We start from the raw sequence: 19,806 nt of genomic DNA, 5'->3' as shown, positions 1-19,806 counted from the left end.
GATAAATTCTCATTATTTTTTATTGTAAAACTGCTTGTGAGAATATCTCGATTACTTTTTCCCTTGGCAGATCAAATTGCGCGTATTTTCGGTTTCCAACGGGTAAATTAATTCCGTTGCCATTTTCTTCGACCGGGATCTCTTTTCCTAATTCTTCAAAAAGTTTTATGTTCTCATAATTTACCGGCAACAGGATGTTTGATTCTCCTGAGATATGCCAGTAAACGACCCATATTTTACTGTTCCGTTCAAATATAAATGCCCGAATTTCCTGACTTCCATCAGCAAGATCAGTTATTTGCTGGTATGGTACAAGTTCATAATCCCCATTTTCATTTACCAGCAGTATATGTTCTTGCCCAGACTCCCGGAGCTCTCTCTTTTGCTCGGCTGTCAGGATATCTTTTTCTCGTACTTCCTCCCACCTTCTGATCACTTCCAGATTATCTCCCGTTCTGGGGTGAGCTTTCAACTGATCAAGATTTCCAATAAGTGAAATAATCGAGTTCCACCCGGCTGCACGGCTGGTGATATACTCGAGCATGTCAGGTTGGATACCTATCGTACTTTTATCCGGGGCCACATAGCCGACCCAACCGAAATCAATACCGGTGAAATCATTTGAAACCAGTCTCGCTTCTGCTACAGGATGAATCCGTGTGGCTTCTTTGATTACTTCGGGACGAAATATGTCAAAAGCATTCCCACGGGTCAGAATATGCCAGCTGAAGTGCGATTTACATGCCCCTTCCGAAAAGAGGGGCTTATTTTTAAACGCTTTATATACGTCCAGTTGAGCTTTCGAGACATTATACCAATAGGGAGGTGGAACATCTTCTGCCCCATCGAAATATATGAACTTAAATCCTGCCTGATCATAGATATTCGCAAGCCTTTCCGCTACCTCTTCCTGAATGCCGGTTCTCTGATTAAACCGTACAAAAACCGGCCATGTGTCTACATCCAATATTCCAAGCATGTAACCGGCATCTAAATTGTTGGGAGATGTGTGCAATGCACCCCGTTGACATCCTGTAAATTGATAGGGTGGAGAAGTCGTGTAGCCTTTATAACTGACCAATTCATTTCCAATCTTCAGATAACGCCTTCCATCCTCCAAAGTAGTCCCGTCCGGGTTTTCTTCTACAGTGATAACAGTATCACTCCTATTAACATTTTTCGACAGTGTGAAAACGTTCCGTACGTTTAACCGGGAATCCGGGATAGGAGTAACATAGGAATCGTTTATCCCTGCTTTATTATAATGAAGATGGAGTCCGGCGATCATGCCGGCATCCTCAATCTTTTTCACAATTTCCTGTAAATCCTTCATCCCTCCCGGATATTGGAATTTCCACGGAAAATGCCCCATAGATGCAGCAAAATCAGTATAATAAATCACCATCTGCTTGAATCCTCCCTGCTTTGCAAAGGATATGTGCTCATCTATATTTTGCGTGGTGACATTTCTGAGTTCATAATATGAATTTTTATATTCTTTGCAGCGCCTGCTTTCAACCCCCAAAGGGAGGCCGTAGTCACGTTCGACCCTGTCGATACGGTCGAGAAGTGCAGCAGTTTCCGTGGCAATCAGTACAGCTTCTATCCCTTCAATCTGTACTTCTGCAACACCTCCTGCACGGACAACTTTACAACCGTCTCTTGTTTTTGATTCAATTTTAGTTGTGGGATTGGCAGCCAGTAAATTTACTGCCACATTTTCGTCCCACATCACGTTCAGCCACTCCCCAAAATTGCTTCTCTCTTTCAATGGAATTTGCAGGAGTGTGAATTCATCTATTTCAGTCTTTCGTTTTATGCCGATATCGTCCATGTGATATTCCAGCTTCTCAAGAGCAAAACCAATATAGTGATCCGTTATTTTCAGATCAATATATGCTTGATAATCTATCAACTCGAAACCGACGACAAGTTGATCATCCACCTGGTATATCGTATCTGAAGAGAACTCTTTGCTGATAGCCGGATAAGCCAGCTGATGCTCATTATCATAGGGCCTTTCCTGCCTGATTGAGAAGACCGGCAGATTAGCCCCTCTTAATAAGCATTCCTGTTGGGTTGGTTTATGAATAAGGCTTTTCGCGGTTCCGTTACTGCTTAAAATGAGTTTTAACTCACTATTTTCAATAACTATGTCGTTATCCTCTGCTCTACTGTTGTTAGTGCATCCTACTGCGCTCAAGATAAGCGCTATAAGTATAACCGGCACTGCCGTTTTTTTTAAAATTATTCTTTTCCTCATTTTTTCTATTTTTGTGTGCGGAAGTAATGATAATCATTTATTCTGCTATTTTCTTAAGGTGTTTTTCAAGGAACTCTAAGGTTTTCACTCCGTTAATCTTGTGTCCTCCGTCGAAGAATTCGATATCAGTACACTCCCCGATACCTAATTGTGTATACAGCCTTCTGACTTTGGCATATTCGTAAGCAACCCACTCATCGGGTGCAACCGGGTCCCAGTGCCCCCGTTCAACCATAAACGCTCTTGGGGCAATCAACCCTGCCATTTCCGCGTAATTTACCCTGTTCCCAAGGTTAAACTCAAACACCTCATATTCCCCCACGAACATATAGCTGGCAGGAAAATCCAATGAGGTAGTCTTCCATACCCATTCATTAAAATCTCCTGAGCAAACTACTACTTTATAATCTTTTAGAACAGCCGGTATCCGGACGGCGCTTTTTCCTCCATAAGATAATCCATAAAACCCGATACGATCTTCGTCTACGAAAGGCAACGTTTTTAACCATTGTAACGTCTGGTCGTGTTGACCGATAGTGACTGAAAAGATCGATTGTTTCAAAGGATTGGCCATTCGCTGAAATATTCTGAAATTTTCCAAACCGTAAGGATTCTGTGGGGCATATACAATGTAGCCCATATCGATCAATTTAGATCCGAATGAGTCCCTTTCAGAATTTACATAAGATTCGGCACGTCCACCCAGACCATGCTGAAGTACCACGAGAGGATACTGTTCTCCCTGTTTCAGGTTATTCGGGATCAACATGATTCCACCCGCGGGTATCCCTTCCCAAACATCCAGCTTTATCAGGTAGCCTTTCCACTTGGAATTTTCGTATATCAGTTTAGATTGGGGGTTAAATGGCTGATCAGGTGAAGGCATTTTTCCGATAATTTCTTTCCAGAAATAATCTCTGTAAAACTCAGTTGATTCTTCCCATTTTTCCACTGACGAAGGGTCTGCCTTGCTCCAGAATTTTTCCCGCTGTTTTGGACTCTTCTTTACAAGCAATTCAATGTGATTCATCAACTCATAAAATTGTTGCTGCATTCGAGTATCGAAATTGAAACCTGTGGTTAAACGAATAGGGCGTTGATTCGGTCCGGTTGATATCTCTGCATTGACTCCGAGGCCGGTAAATAATTTTTCTGTAGCAGCCATTGAGCCAGGAATTCCCCTTCCTTTATCATTTACTATCAATTGAAATTTTGAAGGTATTCCCAATTTGCGAAATAGTTCTTCTGCCTGGTGAGCTTCATTAAGTACCGAGTTTAATGGAGGTGTGGTTAAACGACCCGGAGCTGCAACCTCTTTTCGACCGCCGACGGCGTTGGGAGGGCCTTTCACTTCAGGACCTTGACAGGCCTCTACCACCAATAACCTGGGAGCTATCAGGCCGGCAATTTCCGCATCTCCGAATTCTTCCAGTAAACCCCACACATTTCTGTATAAAGGTTCTTCCCATACTTTTTCTCGCTCTTGAAAATAACCGCTTACCAACACACCGTCAATACGGGTGTCTGCGGCGCCACTGTAAAATGCCAATAGCCCTCCTTCACCATATCCGGCTACGCCTACGGGTAGTTCGGGTGCCTGCTGTTTGAACCAATCAACAGCCGCCAGCACTTTCTGAACTTCATATCCGATGATATGCCTTCCTACCTGATAAGCACGCCGATAAATAAACTCCCTGTGAGGCTGGTTTGTCATGACTACCTCAGGGTTTCCCGACCAAGTATCGTCCCTGTCGATTATCAGCGGTATAATCAGTCTGCAACCGGCATTCGCCAGTCGCGGTGCAAGCAAGGATTCATCCGGGATTCCGGGATTTAACCCCATCAACATTTCGGGCGACTGATCTGCATCAGGTATAACCACTATCTGTGCCTGAACGTTTTTGTGAGGTTCAATCCACAAACCTGTACCTGTAACACCCTCCAAGACTGGCCATTTTACGCGATAAACCGAATAGTTGTCTGTTTGTGCTACCAGTGCTTTATGAGCTGTGCTTTCCAATAGAACTAACCCGTCAAATGGTAAACGCCCATCTACTATCCTGGTAATTTTTTTAAACCTTTCCCTGTTGGAGGCAATTGATGCTTCATACTCATGTGTAGAAGAATAATTTTGGTTCCAATATTGATTTTTATTCAGACTGCCCGATTCTAACACCTTGGAAAAATAGCTGAACATCCCTCCAATCATTTCGGAACGGAGCACTTCGATACTTTCCAGTTCCAGAGGCTTGGTATCTTTTAAATATTCTTCTCCCGTTAAGTTTTGTTCCTGAATTATTGTGTTTTGTCCCTGTAAAAAACCCAGGTCTGATAAACCAATAAGCATAATCAGGATGAGACATATGTATTGTATCTTCATAGAATCATATCTCTGTTATCGAGTTTATTATATTAAGAGATTCATCATTTTGCCGAACCGGATAACCGAAAGAATTTAACGGAGTGTCCCTCTATCTCAAGATTCTTTAACTGATTAACCTCACCGATATTCTCATGTTTCCAAATATCATATACGCTCATATCACCAGCAATGCCAATCTCTTCCCAGAGAGTGGGAAAGGTGAAGGAGCGTTGATTCCTGTTAAAATATATCACGGCAATATCATCGTTATCGAGTTCTTTTTGCCATATTTCAAAGTCTCCTTCATCATATACTTTTTTCCCCTGAATCCCTGCAGTATCCTGATTGATGGCAATGGCATCTTTATTCAGAAGAATCTCTTTTATATTAGCATCCATTTTGCGAAGATCATTTCCTGCCATTAAGGGTGCAGCAAGCAAACACCAAAAGCTGAAGTGTGCTACATATTCATTATAGCTCATTTTCCCGTTTCCCACTTCAAGCATATCAGGATCATTCCAATGTCCCGGGCCGGCATATTTTTCCAAACCTACCTGTGAGTCAAGGATGATTGTCCAGCCCATACCTCCCCATTCTCGCCTGCAATCCCAGCAATCCAAAATATCGTTTGTTGTACGCCATAAATGACCCACATTTTGCGCCCAACTCCAGGGACGGCTGTTGCCCCATTCACACATGCTGAAAACTATTGGCCTGCCTGTATCTGCAAGGGCTTTACTCATATCGATATATGCTTTATGTGGGTCGATACCTTCGGAATTGCACCAATCATACTTTAAATAATCAACGCCCCATTCAGCATAGGTATTGGCATCAATTATCTCATACCCATTGCTCCCGGGCCGATTTTGACACGTTTTTGTTCCGGCACACGAATAAATTCCAAATTTCAGTCCCTTTGAGTGGACATAATCTGCCAGAGCCTTTATACCCGAAGGAAATCGTTCCGGGTCGGGTACTATCTTTCCTTTTTCATCTCTGTTTATTTGCCAGCAGTCATCAATCACGATGTACTCGTAACCGGCATCTTTCATTCCCGATTCAACAAACTTATCGGCAATATCCTTAATTAAATCTTCACTAATATCACACCTGAATATGTTCCAGGAGTTCCACCCCATAGGAGGAGTTAACGCCAATCCTTCATACTTTTGCCCATAACAGTATATCCCTATGAATAATAACACAGCAATAATTATTTTTTTCATGTTTAACTTTTTTAAATTTATACATTAGATGATTTTTATCAATAATAGTAGCTCTTGTTTTTTTCCATCATCCTGAATTGCATTTTTTCCCGATCTTCAGTAAAGTGATTTTTCCATCTCTGGTTAAAGGTCCATTGGTTGGTCAATGATAGCATATGGTATATTCCCTGTCTTTCTCCTGCCTCCATTACCTGATCGAGGTGCCATGTACCCTCAAGGTTTATTTTCCCTATTCCACGGTCGGGCTGTGGATTGTTTGGGTTGATCTCTCCCAGGTTAAGCGTCCCGTTTGTCAGAAACAGGCGGTTAAAGTTTCCACCCGTGTTTGCAAAACAGCAATAAATCTGTTCATTGGGATAGGTGTTGCCTTGCTCCCGATCCATGCCTACTCCAAAGAAAGGGGTACCATCGTCAAAATCGAGCGTAATTTCAAACTTTTCATACAGGCCAATCCGGTTTGAATTCACATCAATATTCTTGATCTCCAATGTCCCGTTAGATGAAAGTTTAATAACCCGGTTACTATTTAAAGACTGGGATTTTAACGTTAAAGGTTGTAAAACAGGGAACAAACTCAAAAAGAGGAAATATATAATAGTCTCTGAATTATTTTTTGATAACTGCATAGCATTGCCACGTTTAATTTTATATAAATTCTCCTGGGGAAATGTCCATATCAGGAAGTCTAACATCTCTTAAGGAGCAGAAGGAGGTGTTACATACACATTTTGGAGATTCACCTGATCTGGCGGAACACTATTTTCAACAGTGATACCTCCCGGGCCGGGCGGGAGCACATCTGAAATAATTTCCATATCCTTAACAAGGACATTGGAAGTACGAGCACCTTCGATTAGAAAAGGCTTAGTGCTATTGGAGATGATCTTTCCGGAGAAAACGGTGTTTATATTATTTTTTGCCCATATCAATGTCTCCGCCCGATCACCCGATGCATAAATATTTACCTCTGAATTGTCAAACACATTATGCGTGCCGCCAAAGCTTGAACCTTTTCCATTATGCCCGGAAGGATTAGTCAGTTGAAAGTCTATAATTTTCACGTTATTCGCGAGATCTACCTGAATTCCGTAGCCATTCGAATTTATGCTCTTGCAGTGATCCATCACAAGAGAGGGATTTACCGAACGGGTAGGAAGACTATAGAAACCGGCAGGTACCCGATAAGAAAAATCAGTTCTCCCGACCCCGGTCTCTTTCTCCGCACAGTTGTATAGCTTACCGCCATTCGTCGTATAAAATCCGTTCATAGAGTTGGCTTCTGCCGTGCAATTAATGAATGTTACATCGGCATTTGGTGCATAGTAACCACATCCGAAGTAGTGGGTTGACATATCGCTATTGTCGTAAGGTTTAGACGGGTAAGGTTTATTGCCGTTATTACGACTCACACAATTTTCAAGAATGCAGTCTTTTTTTGCGGGATCAAACTCGAAATGAAATCCGGATTCAAGAGTACCTTCAGCAACGCAATTTTTTACACGGAGCCCCTCAATGCTGTTGAGCTCAGCAAAATTAAACCCGGTCACCCAGGGGTTGAATGCCCCAAATCTACCGCAGTTGACTGCTTGGCAGTCTTCGTAGCGGATGTTCTTCATCACCTTATTCTCCGTTCCCCAGGCATTATGAAGGAATCCATAAGTCCCTGTATCTGTTGCCTTACAATGAATGAACTCTACATCTTCGAGAGTAGGAGAGTAAATCGAAGGATCGTGAATCAGAAGAAATACTGCCTGAATGCTTGCGTCTGCCGTTCCTGTAATGTTGTGAATTTTCGCATGGCTCGCACGTATGGTTAATACGCCCAGCCATTTAACACCTACACTATAGTTACTCCCATGAAGATTGAGGCCATCCAGAGTAACATTCTCGTTATCCACGTTGATACGTCCATCATTGGTGAACTTCAGATAAGTTTCAGATTCACCCTTTCCTTTCAGAGTTGATCCTGTTTTAGGGGTGATGATCCCTGCACAGTGGTACGTACCACTGTGCAGGTTGATCACACCTCCTGATGGCGGTAACTTATTTAGCGCTGATTGTATCTCCTGTTGATCATTACTCCCGTCACATATGTAGTCAGCCTGTGCCTTATCTGCCGCGCTGCTGTTACTGGCCGCTACCCATAACACATTGGACACTGGCGGTTTTTTAGGTTCATCAGGCTCACTGTTTACAGGAGGTCTTTCCGTGATACCATTTTCTGAACATAATGTAAAAATGAAGAGAATAACAAAAAGGATTGATGACATATTTTTCATCTTTTTTTAGTAATTAAAAATAATTGATATGTTCACTGTTTATGTGTCAGTTCAACGGGATCATGATAATACAACGATAATTATTGTTGTTGTATTTTTGTCATTTCTCCTTAGGCGATAATTCCTAGTTTTCGACGACAATCTGTTTGCTCATAATATTGTTTGTCTCATTGCTTTCCGTTATCCGGTTAATATCATCTACGTTAGCCTTCACCGTGTGGGTGCCGGCTACTGCCGTCCATTTTGATCCGGCCGAACCGCCGTTGGCAGTCAGCGTAACCGATGCGCCGGGTGCGAGCGAACCGGTATGGGTGTCTGACCAGACTCCCGGCCCGGCTGCCCCGTCATCGAACGTAAAAAGCACGCCATGTATCACTCCCGCAGGTGTGGATACACTGCCCTGATTTTTGATTGTTGCCCTCATGGTTACTGCATTTCCGTTTGTCGGACTTGCCGGTTCCCAGGAAATATCGGTAACTACCAGATCAGGCTTTCCGGAGCCAACGACAATCTGTTTACTCACGATATTGTTTGTCTCATTGCTTTCCGTTATCCGGTTGGCATCGTCTATGTTAGCCTTCACCGTGTGGGTGCCGGCTACTGCCGTCCATGTTGCTCCGGCCGAACCGCCGTTGGCAGTCAGCGTAACCGATGCACCGGGTGCGAGTGGACCGGTATGGGTGTCTGACCAGACTCCCGGCCCGGCTGCTCCGTCATCGAACGTAAAAAGCACGCCATGTATCACTCCCGCAGGTGTGGATACACTGCCCTGATTTTTGATTGTTGCCCTCATGGTCACCGCATAACCACTTGCGGGGCTCGCAGGGTCCCATGAGATGTCGGTAACCACCAGATCAGGCTTTCCAGGACTGACAACAATTTGTTTGTTCATGATATTGTTTGTTTCATCACTCTCCGTTATCCGGTTAATATCATCTACGTTAGCTTTCACCGTGTGGGTGCCATCGACTGCCGTCCATGTTGCTCCGGCCGAACCGCCGTTGGCAGTCAGTGTAACTGATGCACCGGGTGCGAGTGGACCGGTATGGGTGTCTGACCAGACTCCCGGCCCGGCTGCTCCGTCATCGAACGTAAAAAGCACGCCATGTATCACCCCCGCAGGTGTGGATACACTACCTTGATTTTTGATTGTTGCCCTCAGGATTACTGCATTTCCGTTTTCCGGACTTGCCGGTTCCCAGGAGATATCGGTAATCACCAGATCAGGCTTGTCTGTAGGTACCGATGGGGGAGTTACATAAACGTTCTGGAGTGTTACTTGACCGGCTGTAACATCGCTTGCAACAGTAACGCCACCCGGACCGGGAGGCAGGGTATTTGAAACAATTTCCATGTTTTTAACGAGCATGTTGGAAGTACGTGTGCCCTCGATCAGGAAGGGTTTTGCACAATCTGAGACTATCTGGCCTGAAAAGACAGTGTTTTTTTGGTTTTTAGCCCAGATCAGTGTTTCCGCACGTTCTCCTGAGGCGTAGATGCTTATCGTGGCATTGTCGAACTGTTCGCCGCCCAGACAAGTTCCTTTCCCGTTGACCCCTGCCGGGTTTACCAGATGAAAATTAAGGATCTGCATATTTGATGCATTGTTGATCCATATTCCGTAAGCATAGGAATCAATACTTGTGCAATTTTCCATCACCAAGGATGGATTGGTTGTCCGACATGGGAGGGCATAGTATCCTGCCGGCTTTCTGTAGTCATAATTTGTCTTTCCGGCACCGGTCGTTTTCTCAATACAGTTGTAGAGCTTACCCCCGTTGGTTGATAGAAACCCATTCATGGAGTTGCCTTCAGCAGTGCAGCGGATAAACTTCACGTCGGCGTTTGGTGCGTAGTAACCACATCCGAAGTAGTGGGTTGACATATCACTTGGGTTGTAAGGTTTCGTCGGATAAGGTTTCTTTCCGTTGTTACGACTAATGCAGTCTTCAAGTATACAATCCACTTTCTTTGGATCAAACTCGAAATGAAATCCGGATTCAAGTGTGCCTTCGGCAAGACAATTTTTTACCCGGAGCCCTTTGATGTCATTGAGTTCTGCGAAGTCAAATCCGGTTACCCAAGGGTTAAATGCTCCAAACCTGCCGCAATTGATAGCCTGGCAGTTTTCGTACCGGATATTATTAATCTCTTTATTTGTTGTACCCCACGCATTATGTATAAATCCATAGGTTCCGGTATCAATGGCTTTACAATTTATGAACTCTACGTCTTCGAGGACAGGGTTATACACCGCAGGATCATGGAGAAGGAGGAATACAGCTTGGATGCTAGCATCCGCCGTACCCTTAATGTTGTGGATCTTTGCATGACTTGCACGGATGGTTATCACTCCCAACCATTTGACTCCAATACTGTACCCACTCCCCTGTATGTTAAAGCCATCCAGAGTCACGTACTCATGGTCAACGTTGATACGTCCATCATTTGTGAATTTTAGAGAGGTTCCCGATTCACCTCCTCCTTCAAGAGTTGTACTTGCCTTGGGTTTGATGATCCCAGTACAATTATATGTACCATTGAACAGGTGGACAATTCCACCTGATGACAGGGCGTCAAGTGCAGTTTGAATTTCCTGATTGTCATTGACTCCGTCGCATACATAGTTGGCTGATACCTTGTCGGCTGTACTGCTATTATTTGCCGCAATCCATAATATTTGTGTAGCGCGGGTTTTCACTGCCGTTATAGTATCTTGGTTTTCGGGAATTTGCTCTGTATAGTTTGTGCATGAAGATACAAAGCAATAACAAGTACAAATAAGGCATCCAATTAGAATCTTTATAATGGCTCTCATCTTTTGTAATTTTTTAAATTTCACATAATCATAAAAACTAAATGAAACTATTTCAGATTTTAGTTCTATTCTGTGTCATATCAATGAGTATGACTGCTCAAAATGTCACCGTAAAAGGTAAACTGGTTTCGGCTGATGACAAGGCCGGACTGCCATATGTTACCATCTCGGTTGCACGTGAGTCTAATCCGGCCAATACAGTAAAAAGGCTGGCAACACAAGAGAACGGTACCTTCTCCACTGCGCTAACCCCCGGAAAATACATATTTATTTTCCATTTTGTTGGGATGAACGGCCTGAAGAAACTTGTTGAAGTATCCACTTCTCAGAATCCGCTAGACCTGGGAGAGATTGCAATGGACGAGAGCTCAATTGAACTCGAAGAGGTGAGCGTGACCGCTCAAAAGCCTTTGGTGAAGGTTGAGATAGATAAGCTGACCTACAGTGCAAAGGACGATCCTGAATCATCAACCTCAAACGTACTAGACCTGTTACGTAAAGTACCGCTTGTTACAGTGGACGGTGAAGATGAAATTCAGTTGAAAGGTTCAAGCAACTTTAAAATATATCTGAACGGAAAACCATCAAATATGATTTCAGGTAACCCATCGCAGGTACTGAAGAGTATGCCTGCCAACAGCGTAAAGGATATAGAAGTGATTACGGATCCAGGTGTTAAGTATGATGCAGAAGGGGTTGGAGGCATTATCAACATTGTTACCGATAAGCGTGTCGATGACGGCTATTCCGGATCTGTTGGAGCTAACGGCGATAATTTCGGAGGCTACGGAGGGAATGCTTATCTGGCTACAAAATACGGCAAGTTTGGTTTTACCGGTAACGCAGGATACTTCCATCATGAACGGCCCGAGTCGGAATCGGGTTTTACCAGGGAAGAGTTCAGCCCGCAGAATTTACTGACCCTAAATGGTAAAAATAAGAGCGATGGAGGCGGGCTGTTCCTTAGCGGTGCACTCAGCTTTGAACCCGATACACTGAATCTGTTCAACCTGTCGGGTTCAAGATATGGCGGAAAATTCAAATCACACTCTATGCAGGATGCGCTATCCTCAGGAGCAAGACCATACAGTTACAACACTCGTTCCAATAGTACTGTTGAATATGGCGGAATGAGCCTGTCGGCAGATTATCAGAGAAGTTTTAAACGGAAGGGTGAGATGCTTACCATCTCATACCGGTTTGAGGATAATCCGAATGATAGCGAGTACGACAGCGAGTATGAGAATGTTACAGGAGTATTTTATTACACTGACGGTTATAAACTGAGAAGTGTTAATAATGCAGGAGGAAAAGAGCATACGGGACAGTTGGACTATGTTAATCCGCTGAACGGAAAACACAGCATCGAGACTGGATTAAAATATATATTCCGCGATAATACCAGTCGCGCCGACCACACATTCTTCGATACGGAGGAGGGTGTATGGAAACCAGATGTAAGCCGTAAAAATGATCTCGATCATACGCAAAATATTACTTCAGGATATGCCGGCTACGGGTTTAAATCGGGAAAAACAGGGGTGAAGCTGGGATTTAGAGGCGAATATACTCAACAGGAGATCCACTTTATGGGTAGCCAGCTGGATACGATAGTGCAGACCAATTTTTTTGATCTTGTTCCCTCGGTTACACTTTCCTATCAGCTGGGAATGACCCGTACATTGCGTGGCGGCTACAACATGCGTATTTCCCGTCCAGGTATATGGTACCTGAATCCGTATGTGAACGATGTAGATCCTAACAATATCAGTTATGGGAACCCCAATCTCGACGCAGAAAAGCAGCATAACTTCAATATTAACTACGGGGCCTTTTCGCAGAAACTCAATTTCAACGTTACGCTCAGTTATGCTTTTGCCAGAAATGCGGTGACAGGGTACAGCTTTATTGAAAATGGCGTTACACACAATACTTATGCCAATATAGGGAAAAATCAGACGGTGGGAACAAACCTGTATGTGAGCTGGACGCCTACCCAAGTTGTTCGTACATATCTGAATGGTGGTATAAATTATACCGATATCCGGAGTACCGAAAAAAGTGAGCTGCGGAACAGCGGTTTTTCCGGGCGAGCATTTGGAGGGCTTACCTTTACATTTCCCGGTGATTTCAGAGTTGGTGCAAATGGCGGCTTGTTTCTTAATCGTATTCAGCTTCAGACAAAGCAGTCTCCCTTCTATTTCTACTCTTTCAGCCTAATGAAGAGCTTCCTTAACAAGAAACTTGATCTTTCTCTCAACCTGCAGGATGTATTATCGAAAAACCGGAAGATATCCTCAACTACAACAGGTGAAGGATTCTGGCAGGAAAATATTTTTCATTACCCGATGCGGAGCATCCGCCTGAGTGTGTCATATCGCTTCGGTGAGCTGAAAGCATCTATGAAAAAGGTACAAAGGACTATCTCTAACGAAGATCTAATGCAAGGTGAAGGATCGCAGCAAAATACAACTACACCTCCTGCAGGGGGAAACTAAACAATAGTAGAGAGACGATTACAATATCTTTGATCTTTTGCGCATAATCATTATAGAAACTAAACAATAACAGAAAGGCTTTTACCTACGGATAAAATGAGAATAGATGTAATAACAGTGCTTCCAGAGATTATCGAAGGTGCGTTTTATACGAGCATACTGAAGCGGGCACAGGAGAAGGGGCTTGTAGAGATAGGCCTTCATAACCTACGTGATTACAGCCTCGACAGGCATAGACGGGTAGATGATTACCCTTTTGGCGGGGAAGCAGGAATGGTGTTGCAGATTGAACCGATTGACAGAGCTATCTCTTATTTGAAATCGCAGCGCCGGTATGATGAGGTGATTTTCACCTCTCCAGATGGGGAACAGTTCACTCAGGCTACTGCCAACGAGCTATCTCTTAAACAAAATATTATTATATTGTGTGGCCACTACAAAGGTGTTGATTACCGTGTAAGAGAACATCTTATCACTCGGGAGATCTCCATCGGCGATTTTGTGCTTACAGGCGGAGAGCTTGTGGCTGCAATGATTGCAGACGCTATTGTGCGAGTTATTCCAGGGGCTATAGGCGATGAACAGTCTGCACTTTCCGATACGTTTCAGGATGGACTGCTGGCACCGCCAGTTTATACCCGTCCCGCCGAATACAAAGGGTGGAAAGTACCCGATATACTGTTGTCGGGGCATGAACGAAAAATACAGGAGTGGCGACTGGAGCAGTCTATTGAAAGAACAAAACGGCTAAGGCCCGATTTAACAGAATAACAGGTTGCCTTTGCGGAAATTTGTATATTTTTGTGAAATAACGAATCGTGCATAAGTAGTATATAAGTTTATTCTGCACAACTGGATTGTTATTGTAAGTTTTGAATTGAAAAATTATAGATTAATCATATGAAGGGAATTGTTTTAGCCGGAGGCTCAGGAACGCGGCTGTATCCTATCACTAAAGGTATATCAAAGCAGCTACTCCCCATTTTTGATAAACCAATGGTATATTATCCAATTTCCGCTTTAATGCTTGCAGGGATAAGAGATATTCTTATTATCTCCACACCAGCAGATCTGCCTGGTTTTCAGCGTTTACTTGGTGATGGGTCCGACTATGGCGTGAGTTTCAGTTATGCAGTACAACCTTCTCCCGACGGTTTGGCGCAAGCGTTCATTATTGGTGAAGAGTTTATTGGTAACGATGCTGTCTGCCTTGTCCTGGGCGACAATATTTTCTATGGAAACGGGTTTCCTGCACTATTAAGGGAAGCTCTGGAAAGTGCGGAAGAAAATATGCTGGCTACAGTGTTCGGATATTACGTGAATAATCCAGAGAGGTATGGTGTTGCTGAATTCGATGACGCCGGACGGGTGATCAGTATAGAAGAGAAGCCTGTAAACCCGAGATCGAACTGGGCTGTAACAGGACTCTATTTCTACCCTAACAGTGTTGTGGAGATCGCGAAGCAAATAAGGCCCTCTGCACGTGGTGAGTTAGAGATTACTTCAATTAACCAGGCTTTTTTAAAAGAGAAACAGCTCCAGGTAAAACTGTTTGGCAGGGGGTTTGCATGGCTCGATACCGGTACGCACGACTCACTTTCGGAAGCATCTACCTTTATAGAAGTGCTGGAGAAACGGCAGGGACTCAAAATCTCCTGTCTTGAAGAGATAGCATGGCGTAACGGCTGGATCTCTGATGATGATCTGAAGAGGATCGGAGAGTCGATGAAGAATAATCCTTACGGACAATATCTTCTTAAGCTGATGGACTGAAATTTTATATGTGATATGAATATTATTGAAACCGATATTAAGGGAGTTGTGATAATTGAACCTAAAGTGTTTGTTGATAAACGTGGATACTTTTTTGAATCATTTTCCCATAGGCTGTTCGAAGAGAAGGTGAGCAGGACTCTTTTTGTACAGGATAACGAGAGTAAATCATGTTATGGAGTGTTGCGGGGTCTGCATTTTCAAAAGCCCCCTTTTGAGCAGGCTAAGCTGGTGCGTGTTGTAAAAGGCTGCGTCCTTGATGTGGCGGTAGATATTAGAAAAGACTCCCCAACATTCGGGAAATATGTTTCAACAGAATTGTCAGATGAAAACAAACAACAGCTTTTTATTCCCCGCGGATTCGCGCACGGATATTCTGTACTGAGTGAGGAAGCCATCTTTCAGTATAAATGTGACAATTACTATGCGCCTGGTTATGAAGGGGCTATAATCTGGAATGATCCGCAGCTGAATATCGATTGGGGGCTGCCGTTTAACGATATCATTCTGTCGGAAAAAGATAAGAAAAATCCCTGTTTATCCAGTTTGTAAATATCCGGCAATTCTGCTTTCATGTTCTGATAAATGTCTGTTAATCAAAGTAAAATAGTTGTTATGAAAAAAAATGTCCTTATTACCGGAGGAGCCGGTTTTATAGGCTCACATGTTGTACGGCTGTTCGTGAACAGTTATCCGGAATATCATATCATAAATCTTGATAAACTTACCTATGCGGGGAATCTGGCTAACCTGAAGGATGTAGAGGATAAGCCTAACTACACTTTTGTGAAAGCCGATATCTGCGATTTTGATAAGATAAAAGAGGTTTTCAAAACATTCAAGATCGATAATGTCATTCACCTTGCTGCCGAAAGTCATGTGGACCGATCAATTACAGATCCATTTTCTTTTGCCGAAACCAATGTCATGGGCACCCTTAACCTGTTACAGGCTGCAAGGGAGTGCTGGAAGGATAACTTCGAGAATAAACTTTTCTATCATGTCTCCACAGATGAAGTTTATGGAGCATTGGAATTTGATAATACACTATTTACTGAAGAGACACGTTACGATCCCCATAGTCCATACTCCGCTTCCAAGGCATCTTCCGATCATTTTGTCAGAGCTTATCACGATACCTACGGCCTTCCGGTTGTTATTACCAACTGCTCAAATAATTACGGGCCTTACCAGTTCCCGGAGAAGCTGATTCCGCTTTTCATCAATAATATTCGCCGGAATAAGCCGTTGCCTGTTTATGGAGAAGGAGTAAATGTACGCGACTGGCTTTATGTTGAGGACCATGCCCGAGCTATATGCCTGGTCTTTCATAATGGGCGAAAAGGCGATACATACAATATAGGTGGCTTTAACGAATGGAAAAATATCGATCTGATTCGCCTTCTTGTTAAAACTACAGACCGTTTACTCGGAAGGGAAGAGGGTGTGTCGGAGAAACTAATCACCTATGTAGCCGACCGGGCCGGACATGATTTACGTTACGCCATCGATGCATCGAAGATAAAGGATGAACTTGGATGGCAACCCTCCCTCCAGTTTGAAGAGGGGATTGAAAAGACCGTCCGGTGGTACATCGATCATCAGGATTGGCTGGATAGCGTTACCAGTGGTGAGTATCAAAATTATTACCGGGAGATGTATAAAATGTAATTGTTGTTTTCGGAAACATTACATGTTTTTTTAATCTGTCTCTTCGAACCTGGCTGTGAAGAAGCGTAACTGTTTCGGCTCATACACGAAACGAAGTCCTTTTATGGACTCCCTTCTTTTATACAGTGAAATAACTGCTTCGGCAACCAGATCCATGTGACGGTATGTATAAACACGGCGTGGAATGGTTAGTCTCACCGTCTCCAGTTTAGGCCGGTGATGATCCCCTGTGTATTTGTTTCGTCCCGCTGAAACTATACCACGCTCCATACTTCTCACTCCCGATTCAAGATAAAGATTTGCTGCCAGGCTTTGGGCTGGAAAACGGTCCTGCTGTAGGTGCGGGCAAAATCGCCTGGCATCCAGAAATATAGCATGGCCGCCGGTGGGTTCTATAATGGGTATTCCCGCTTTAAGAAGAAGGTCGCCAAGATAACGCACCTGCTTCACACGGTGTTCTATATATTCAAATTGAAGAGACTCCTTCAACCCTATTGCCATAGCCTCCATATCACGGCCAGCCATGCCACCGTACGACGGCATACCTTCATAAGCTACCACCAGCTCCTTAGCCTCTGCAAAAAGATCATCGTCATTCATGCATAAAAATCCGCCGATATTTACCAGGCAATCCTTCTTTCCGCTCATAGTGCATCCGTCAGCATAGCTGAACATTTCATGTACAATCTCCCGGATGGTTTTGCCAGTGTAACCCTCCTCCTGCTCCTTAATGAAATAGGCGTTCTCAACACACCGGGTGGCATCATAAAATACCCTGATGCCATGCCTGCGTGTCAGTTCGCGTACCTCCTTCATGTTTTTCATTGAGACTGGTTGTCCGCCGGCAAGGTTTACAGTGACGGCAAGACACACATAGGCGATGTTTTCTGCCCCTTTTTCATCAATCAGCTTCTGCAGCTTATTCAGGTCGATATCTCCTTTGAAAGGGATATTCATCCATGCTTCGTGAGCTTCATCCCGGATAATATCCACAAAGATGCCACCGTTTCTTTCCTGATGATAGCGTGTGGTAGTGAAATACATGTTCCCTGGAACATATTGCCCCTGTTTAATGGCAATCTGTGAAAGCAGGTTTTCGGCACCCCTTCCCTGATGTGTGGGGACAATATGTTTAAAGCCGAATATATCCTGTACAGTTTCTTCAAGATGCCTGAAGTTGATGCTGCCGGCATACGACTCATCGCCAATCATCATTCCTGCCCATTGGCGGTCGCTCATCGCGTTGGTCCCGCTGTCAGTCAACAGGTCAATATAAACATCGTCACTTTTAATCAGGAATGTGTTATATCCTGCTTCTTTAATTACTTTTTCACGTTCTTCGCGAGAGATCATCTTTACGGTTTCTACCGATTTGATGCGGAAAGGTTCCGCCGGGTATTTGTTTAGGCTCATAGTAATATCATTTTGATGGTTTTCCCTTTACAAATGTATATAAAATTTATGTTTCCTCATAGAAATTGAGAGATATTTTTATGCTTATGAATTTTTTTTCCAATTTTCGTTTTCTTATCACATTGGTTAGTGAAAATGCACTGTTTTTTGGCTTAATCTTCTTACATTTGCATTCTGTTTTAAAAATAAATTTACAGTTTGAATGAATCAAGATACACAAATCTTTGAGATTATCGCAAAAGAGAGGGATCGGCAGCTGAAGGGTATTGAGCTGATTGCTTCTGAGAATTTTGTAAGTGAACAGGTAATGCAGGCTATGGGGTCTGTGCTGACTAATAAATATGCCGAAGGCTATCCTGGCAGACGTTATTACGGAGGTTGTGAGGTGGTTGATATGAGCGAACAGCTCGCCATCGACAGGTTAAAGGAATTGTTCGGAGCAGAGTGGGTAAACGTGCAACCGCACTCCGGAGCACAAGCCAATGCAGCAGTGTTTCTTGCATGCCTTAAGGCTGGAGATAAGTTCCTTGGATTGAATCTTTCGCACGGAGGCCATCTTTCACACGGTTCTCCGGTAAATTTTTCCGGTATAATGTTTCAGCCGTTGGAATATAATGTGCATGAGGATGATCAACGGGTAGATTATGATCAGCTTGATGAGGTTGCCCGCAGAGAGAGGCCTAAACTGATAATTGGCGGGGCTTCTGCCTATTCCCGTGAGTGGGACTATGCACGTATCCGCAGGGTAGCCGATGAGATAGGAGCTATTTTTATGGTTGATATGGCGCATCCTGCAGGATTGATCGCCGCCGGATTGCTTGAGAATCCACTTAAATATGCGCATATTGTTACATCTACTACCCATAAAACGTTGCGAGGCCCTAGGGGAGGTATCATTTTGATGGGTAAAGATTTTGAAAATCCGTGGGGGCTGACAACACCGAAAGGAGAAGTGAAAATGATGTCGGCGGTGCTCGATTCAGCAGTATTCCCGGGAATGCAGGGAGGGCCGCTGGAGCATGTGATAGCCTCTAAGGCAGTATCCTTTTATGAAGCTCTGCAGCCTGACTACAAAACCTATCAGGTACAGGTGAGGAAAAATGCAGCTGTGATGGCACAGGCCTTTATTGATAAAGGCTATAAAGTTGTTTCCGGAGGCACTGACAATCATATTGTTCTAGTAGATTTACGCACCAAATTCCCTGCCTTGACTGGCAAAGTGGGCGAAAAAGTACTTGTAGAAGCCGATATCACGGCCAATAAAAATATGGTACCTTTTGATAGCCGCTCTCCATTTCAAACATCGGGCCTGCGATTCGGCACGCCTGCTATCACCACTCGTGGAGCCAAGGAGAAGCTTATGGGCGAAATTGTGGAATTTATAGATACGGTGCTTTCTAATCCCGATGATGATAAAATAATTTCATCAGTCCGGGGAAAGGTGAATGCAACCATGAAGCAATATCCGCTTTTCGCGTGGTAAGCAACTGCTTTCACCCA

General features: G+C 43.7%; 13 protein-coding genes. 6 read left to right on the top strand and 7 right to left on the bottom strand.

The genetic code is table 11. From position 1 onward, the window contains the following. Positions 1-19: 19 nt before the first annotated feature. The 6 genes from KDN43_RS00790 to KDN43_RS00765 all read right to left on the bottom strand — a co-directional run bounded on the left by KDN43_RS00790 (position 20) and on the right by KDN43_RS00765 (position 10,834). Positions 20-2,263 (bottom strand): alpha-amylase family protein, encoded by a 2,244-nt coding sequence (locus KDN43_RS00790; protein WP_238867808.1) that lies wholly within the window; start codon positions 2,261-2,263, stop codon positions 20-22. Between the two features lie 37 nt (positions 2,264-2,300). After that, a complete protein-coding gene (locus KDN43_RS00785) occupies positions 2,301-4,643 on the bottom strand; it encodes an alpha/beta hydrolase family protein (RefSeq protein ID WP_238867807.1) in 2,343 nt (780 codons plus the stop codon). Between the two features lie 44 nt (positions 4,644-4,687). Next, the gene (locus KDN43_RS00780; RefSeq protein ID WP_238867806.1) at positions 4,688-5,854 is read right to left on the bottom strand and encodes a glycoside hydrolase family 27 protein; all 1,167 of its coding nucleotides are present in this window, start codon (positions 5,852-5,854) and stop codon (positions 4,688-4,690) included. A gap of 38 nt (positions 5,855-5,892) precedes the next feature. After that, positions 5,893-6,342 (bottom strand): hypothetical protein, encoded by a 450-nt coding sequence (locus KDN43_RS00775; protein WP_238867805.1) that lies wholly within the window; start codon positions 6,340-6,342, stop codon positions 5,893-5,895. A 207-nt stretch (positions 6,343-6,549) separates the two neighbouring features. Next, positions 6,550-8,124 (bottom strand): right-handed parallel beta-helix repeat-containing protein, encoded by a 1,575-nt coding sequence (locus KDN43_RS00770; protein WP_238867804.1) that lies wholly within the window; start codon positions 8,122-8,124, stop codon positions 6,550-6,552. 133 nt (positions 8,125-8,257) lie between these two features. Next, positions 8,258-10,834 carry a CARDB domain-containing protein gene (locus KDN43_RS00765; RefSeq protein WP_238867803.1) on the bottom strand — a complete coding sequence of 859 codons (2,577 nt, stop codon included), beginning with the start codon at positions 10,832-10,834 and terminating at the stop codon, positions 8,258-8,260. 206 nt (positions 10,835-11,040) lie between these two features. Here KDN43_RS00765 and KDN43_RS00760 point away from each other — a divergent pair, with 206 nt between their 5' ends. The 5 genes from KDN43_RS00760 (at position 11,041) to rfbB (ending at position 16,893) form a co-directional block, all read left to right on the top strand. After that, complete coding sequence (locus tag KDN43_RS00760; RefSeq protein WP_238867802.1) at positions 11,041-13,449, top strand: outer membrane beta-barrel family protein; 2,409 nt, start codon at positions 11,041-11,043, stop codon at positions 13,447-13,449. A gap of 96 nt (positions 13,450-13,545) precedes the next feature. Beyond that, positions 13,546-14,220, top strand: a complete 675-nt coding sequence (gene trmD / locus KDN43_RS00755; protein WP_238867801.1) for a tRNA (guanosine(37)-N1)-methyltransferase TrmD — start codon at positions 13,546-13,548, stop codon at positions 14,218-14,220. A gap of 129 nt (positions 14,221-14,349) precedes the next feature. Further along, positions 14,350-15,222 carry a glucose-1-phosphate thymidylyltransferase RfbA gene (rfbA, locus tag KDN43_RS00750; protein WP_238867800.1) on the top strand — a complete coding sequence of 291 codons (873 nt, stop codon included), beginning with the start codon at positions 14,350-14,352 and terminating at the stop codon, positions 15,220-15,222. Positions 15,223-15,237: 15 nt separating this feature from the next. After that, positions 15,238-15,774 (top strand): dTDP-4-dehydrorhamnose 3,5-epimerase, encoded by a 537-nt coding sequence (rfbC, locus tag KDN43_RS00745; RefSeq protein WP_238867799.1) that lies wholly within the window; start codon positions 15,238-15,240, stop codon positions 15,772-15,774. Between the two features lie 63 nt (positions 15,775-15,837). Then, a complete protein-coding gene (gene rfbB, locus KDN43_RS00740) occupies positions 15,838-16,893 on the top strand; it encodes a dTDP-glucose 4,6-dehydratase (RefSeq protein WP_238867798.1) in 1,056 nt (351 codons plus the stop codon). Between the two features lie 30 nt (positions 16,894-16,923). Here rfbB and KDN43_RS00735 read toward each other — a convergent pair whose 3' ends face one another. Then, a complete protein-coding gene (locus KDN43_RS00735) occupies positions 16,924-18,306 on the bottom strand; it encodes a tyrosine phenol-lyase (RefSeq protein WP_238867797.1) in 1,383 nt (460 codons plus the stop codon). Positions 18,307-18,508: 202 nt separating this feature from the next. Here KDN43_RS00735 and glyA point away from each other — a divergent pair, with 202 nt between their 5' ends. Further along, a complete protein-coding gene (glyA, locus tag KDN43_RS00730) occupies positions 18,509-19,789 on the top strand; it encodes a serine hydroxymethyltransferase (protein ID WP_238867796.1) in 1,281 nt (426 codons plus the stop codon). Positions 19,790-19,806: the final 17 nt, after the last annotated feature.

This window comes from Proteiniphilum propionicum, from assembly GCF_022267555.1.
Taxonomy (GTDB): Bacteria; Bacteroidota; Bacteroidia; order Bacteroidales; family Dysgonomonadaceae; genus Proteiniphilum; species Proteiniphilum propionicum.
The sequence above is the reverse complement of the archived record's forward strand: the minus strand, read 5'-3'. Positions and strand labels throughout refer to the sequence as shown.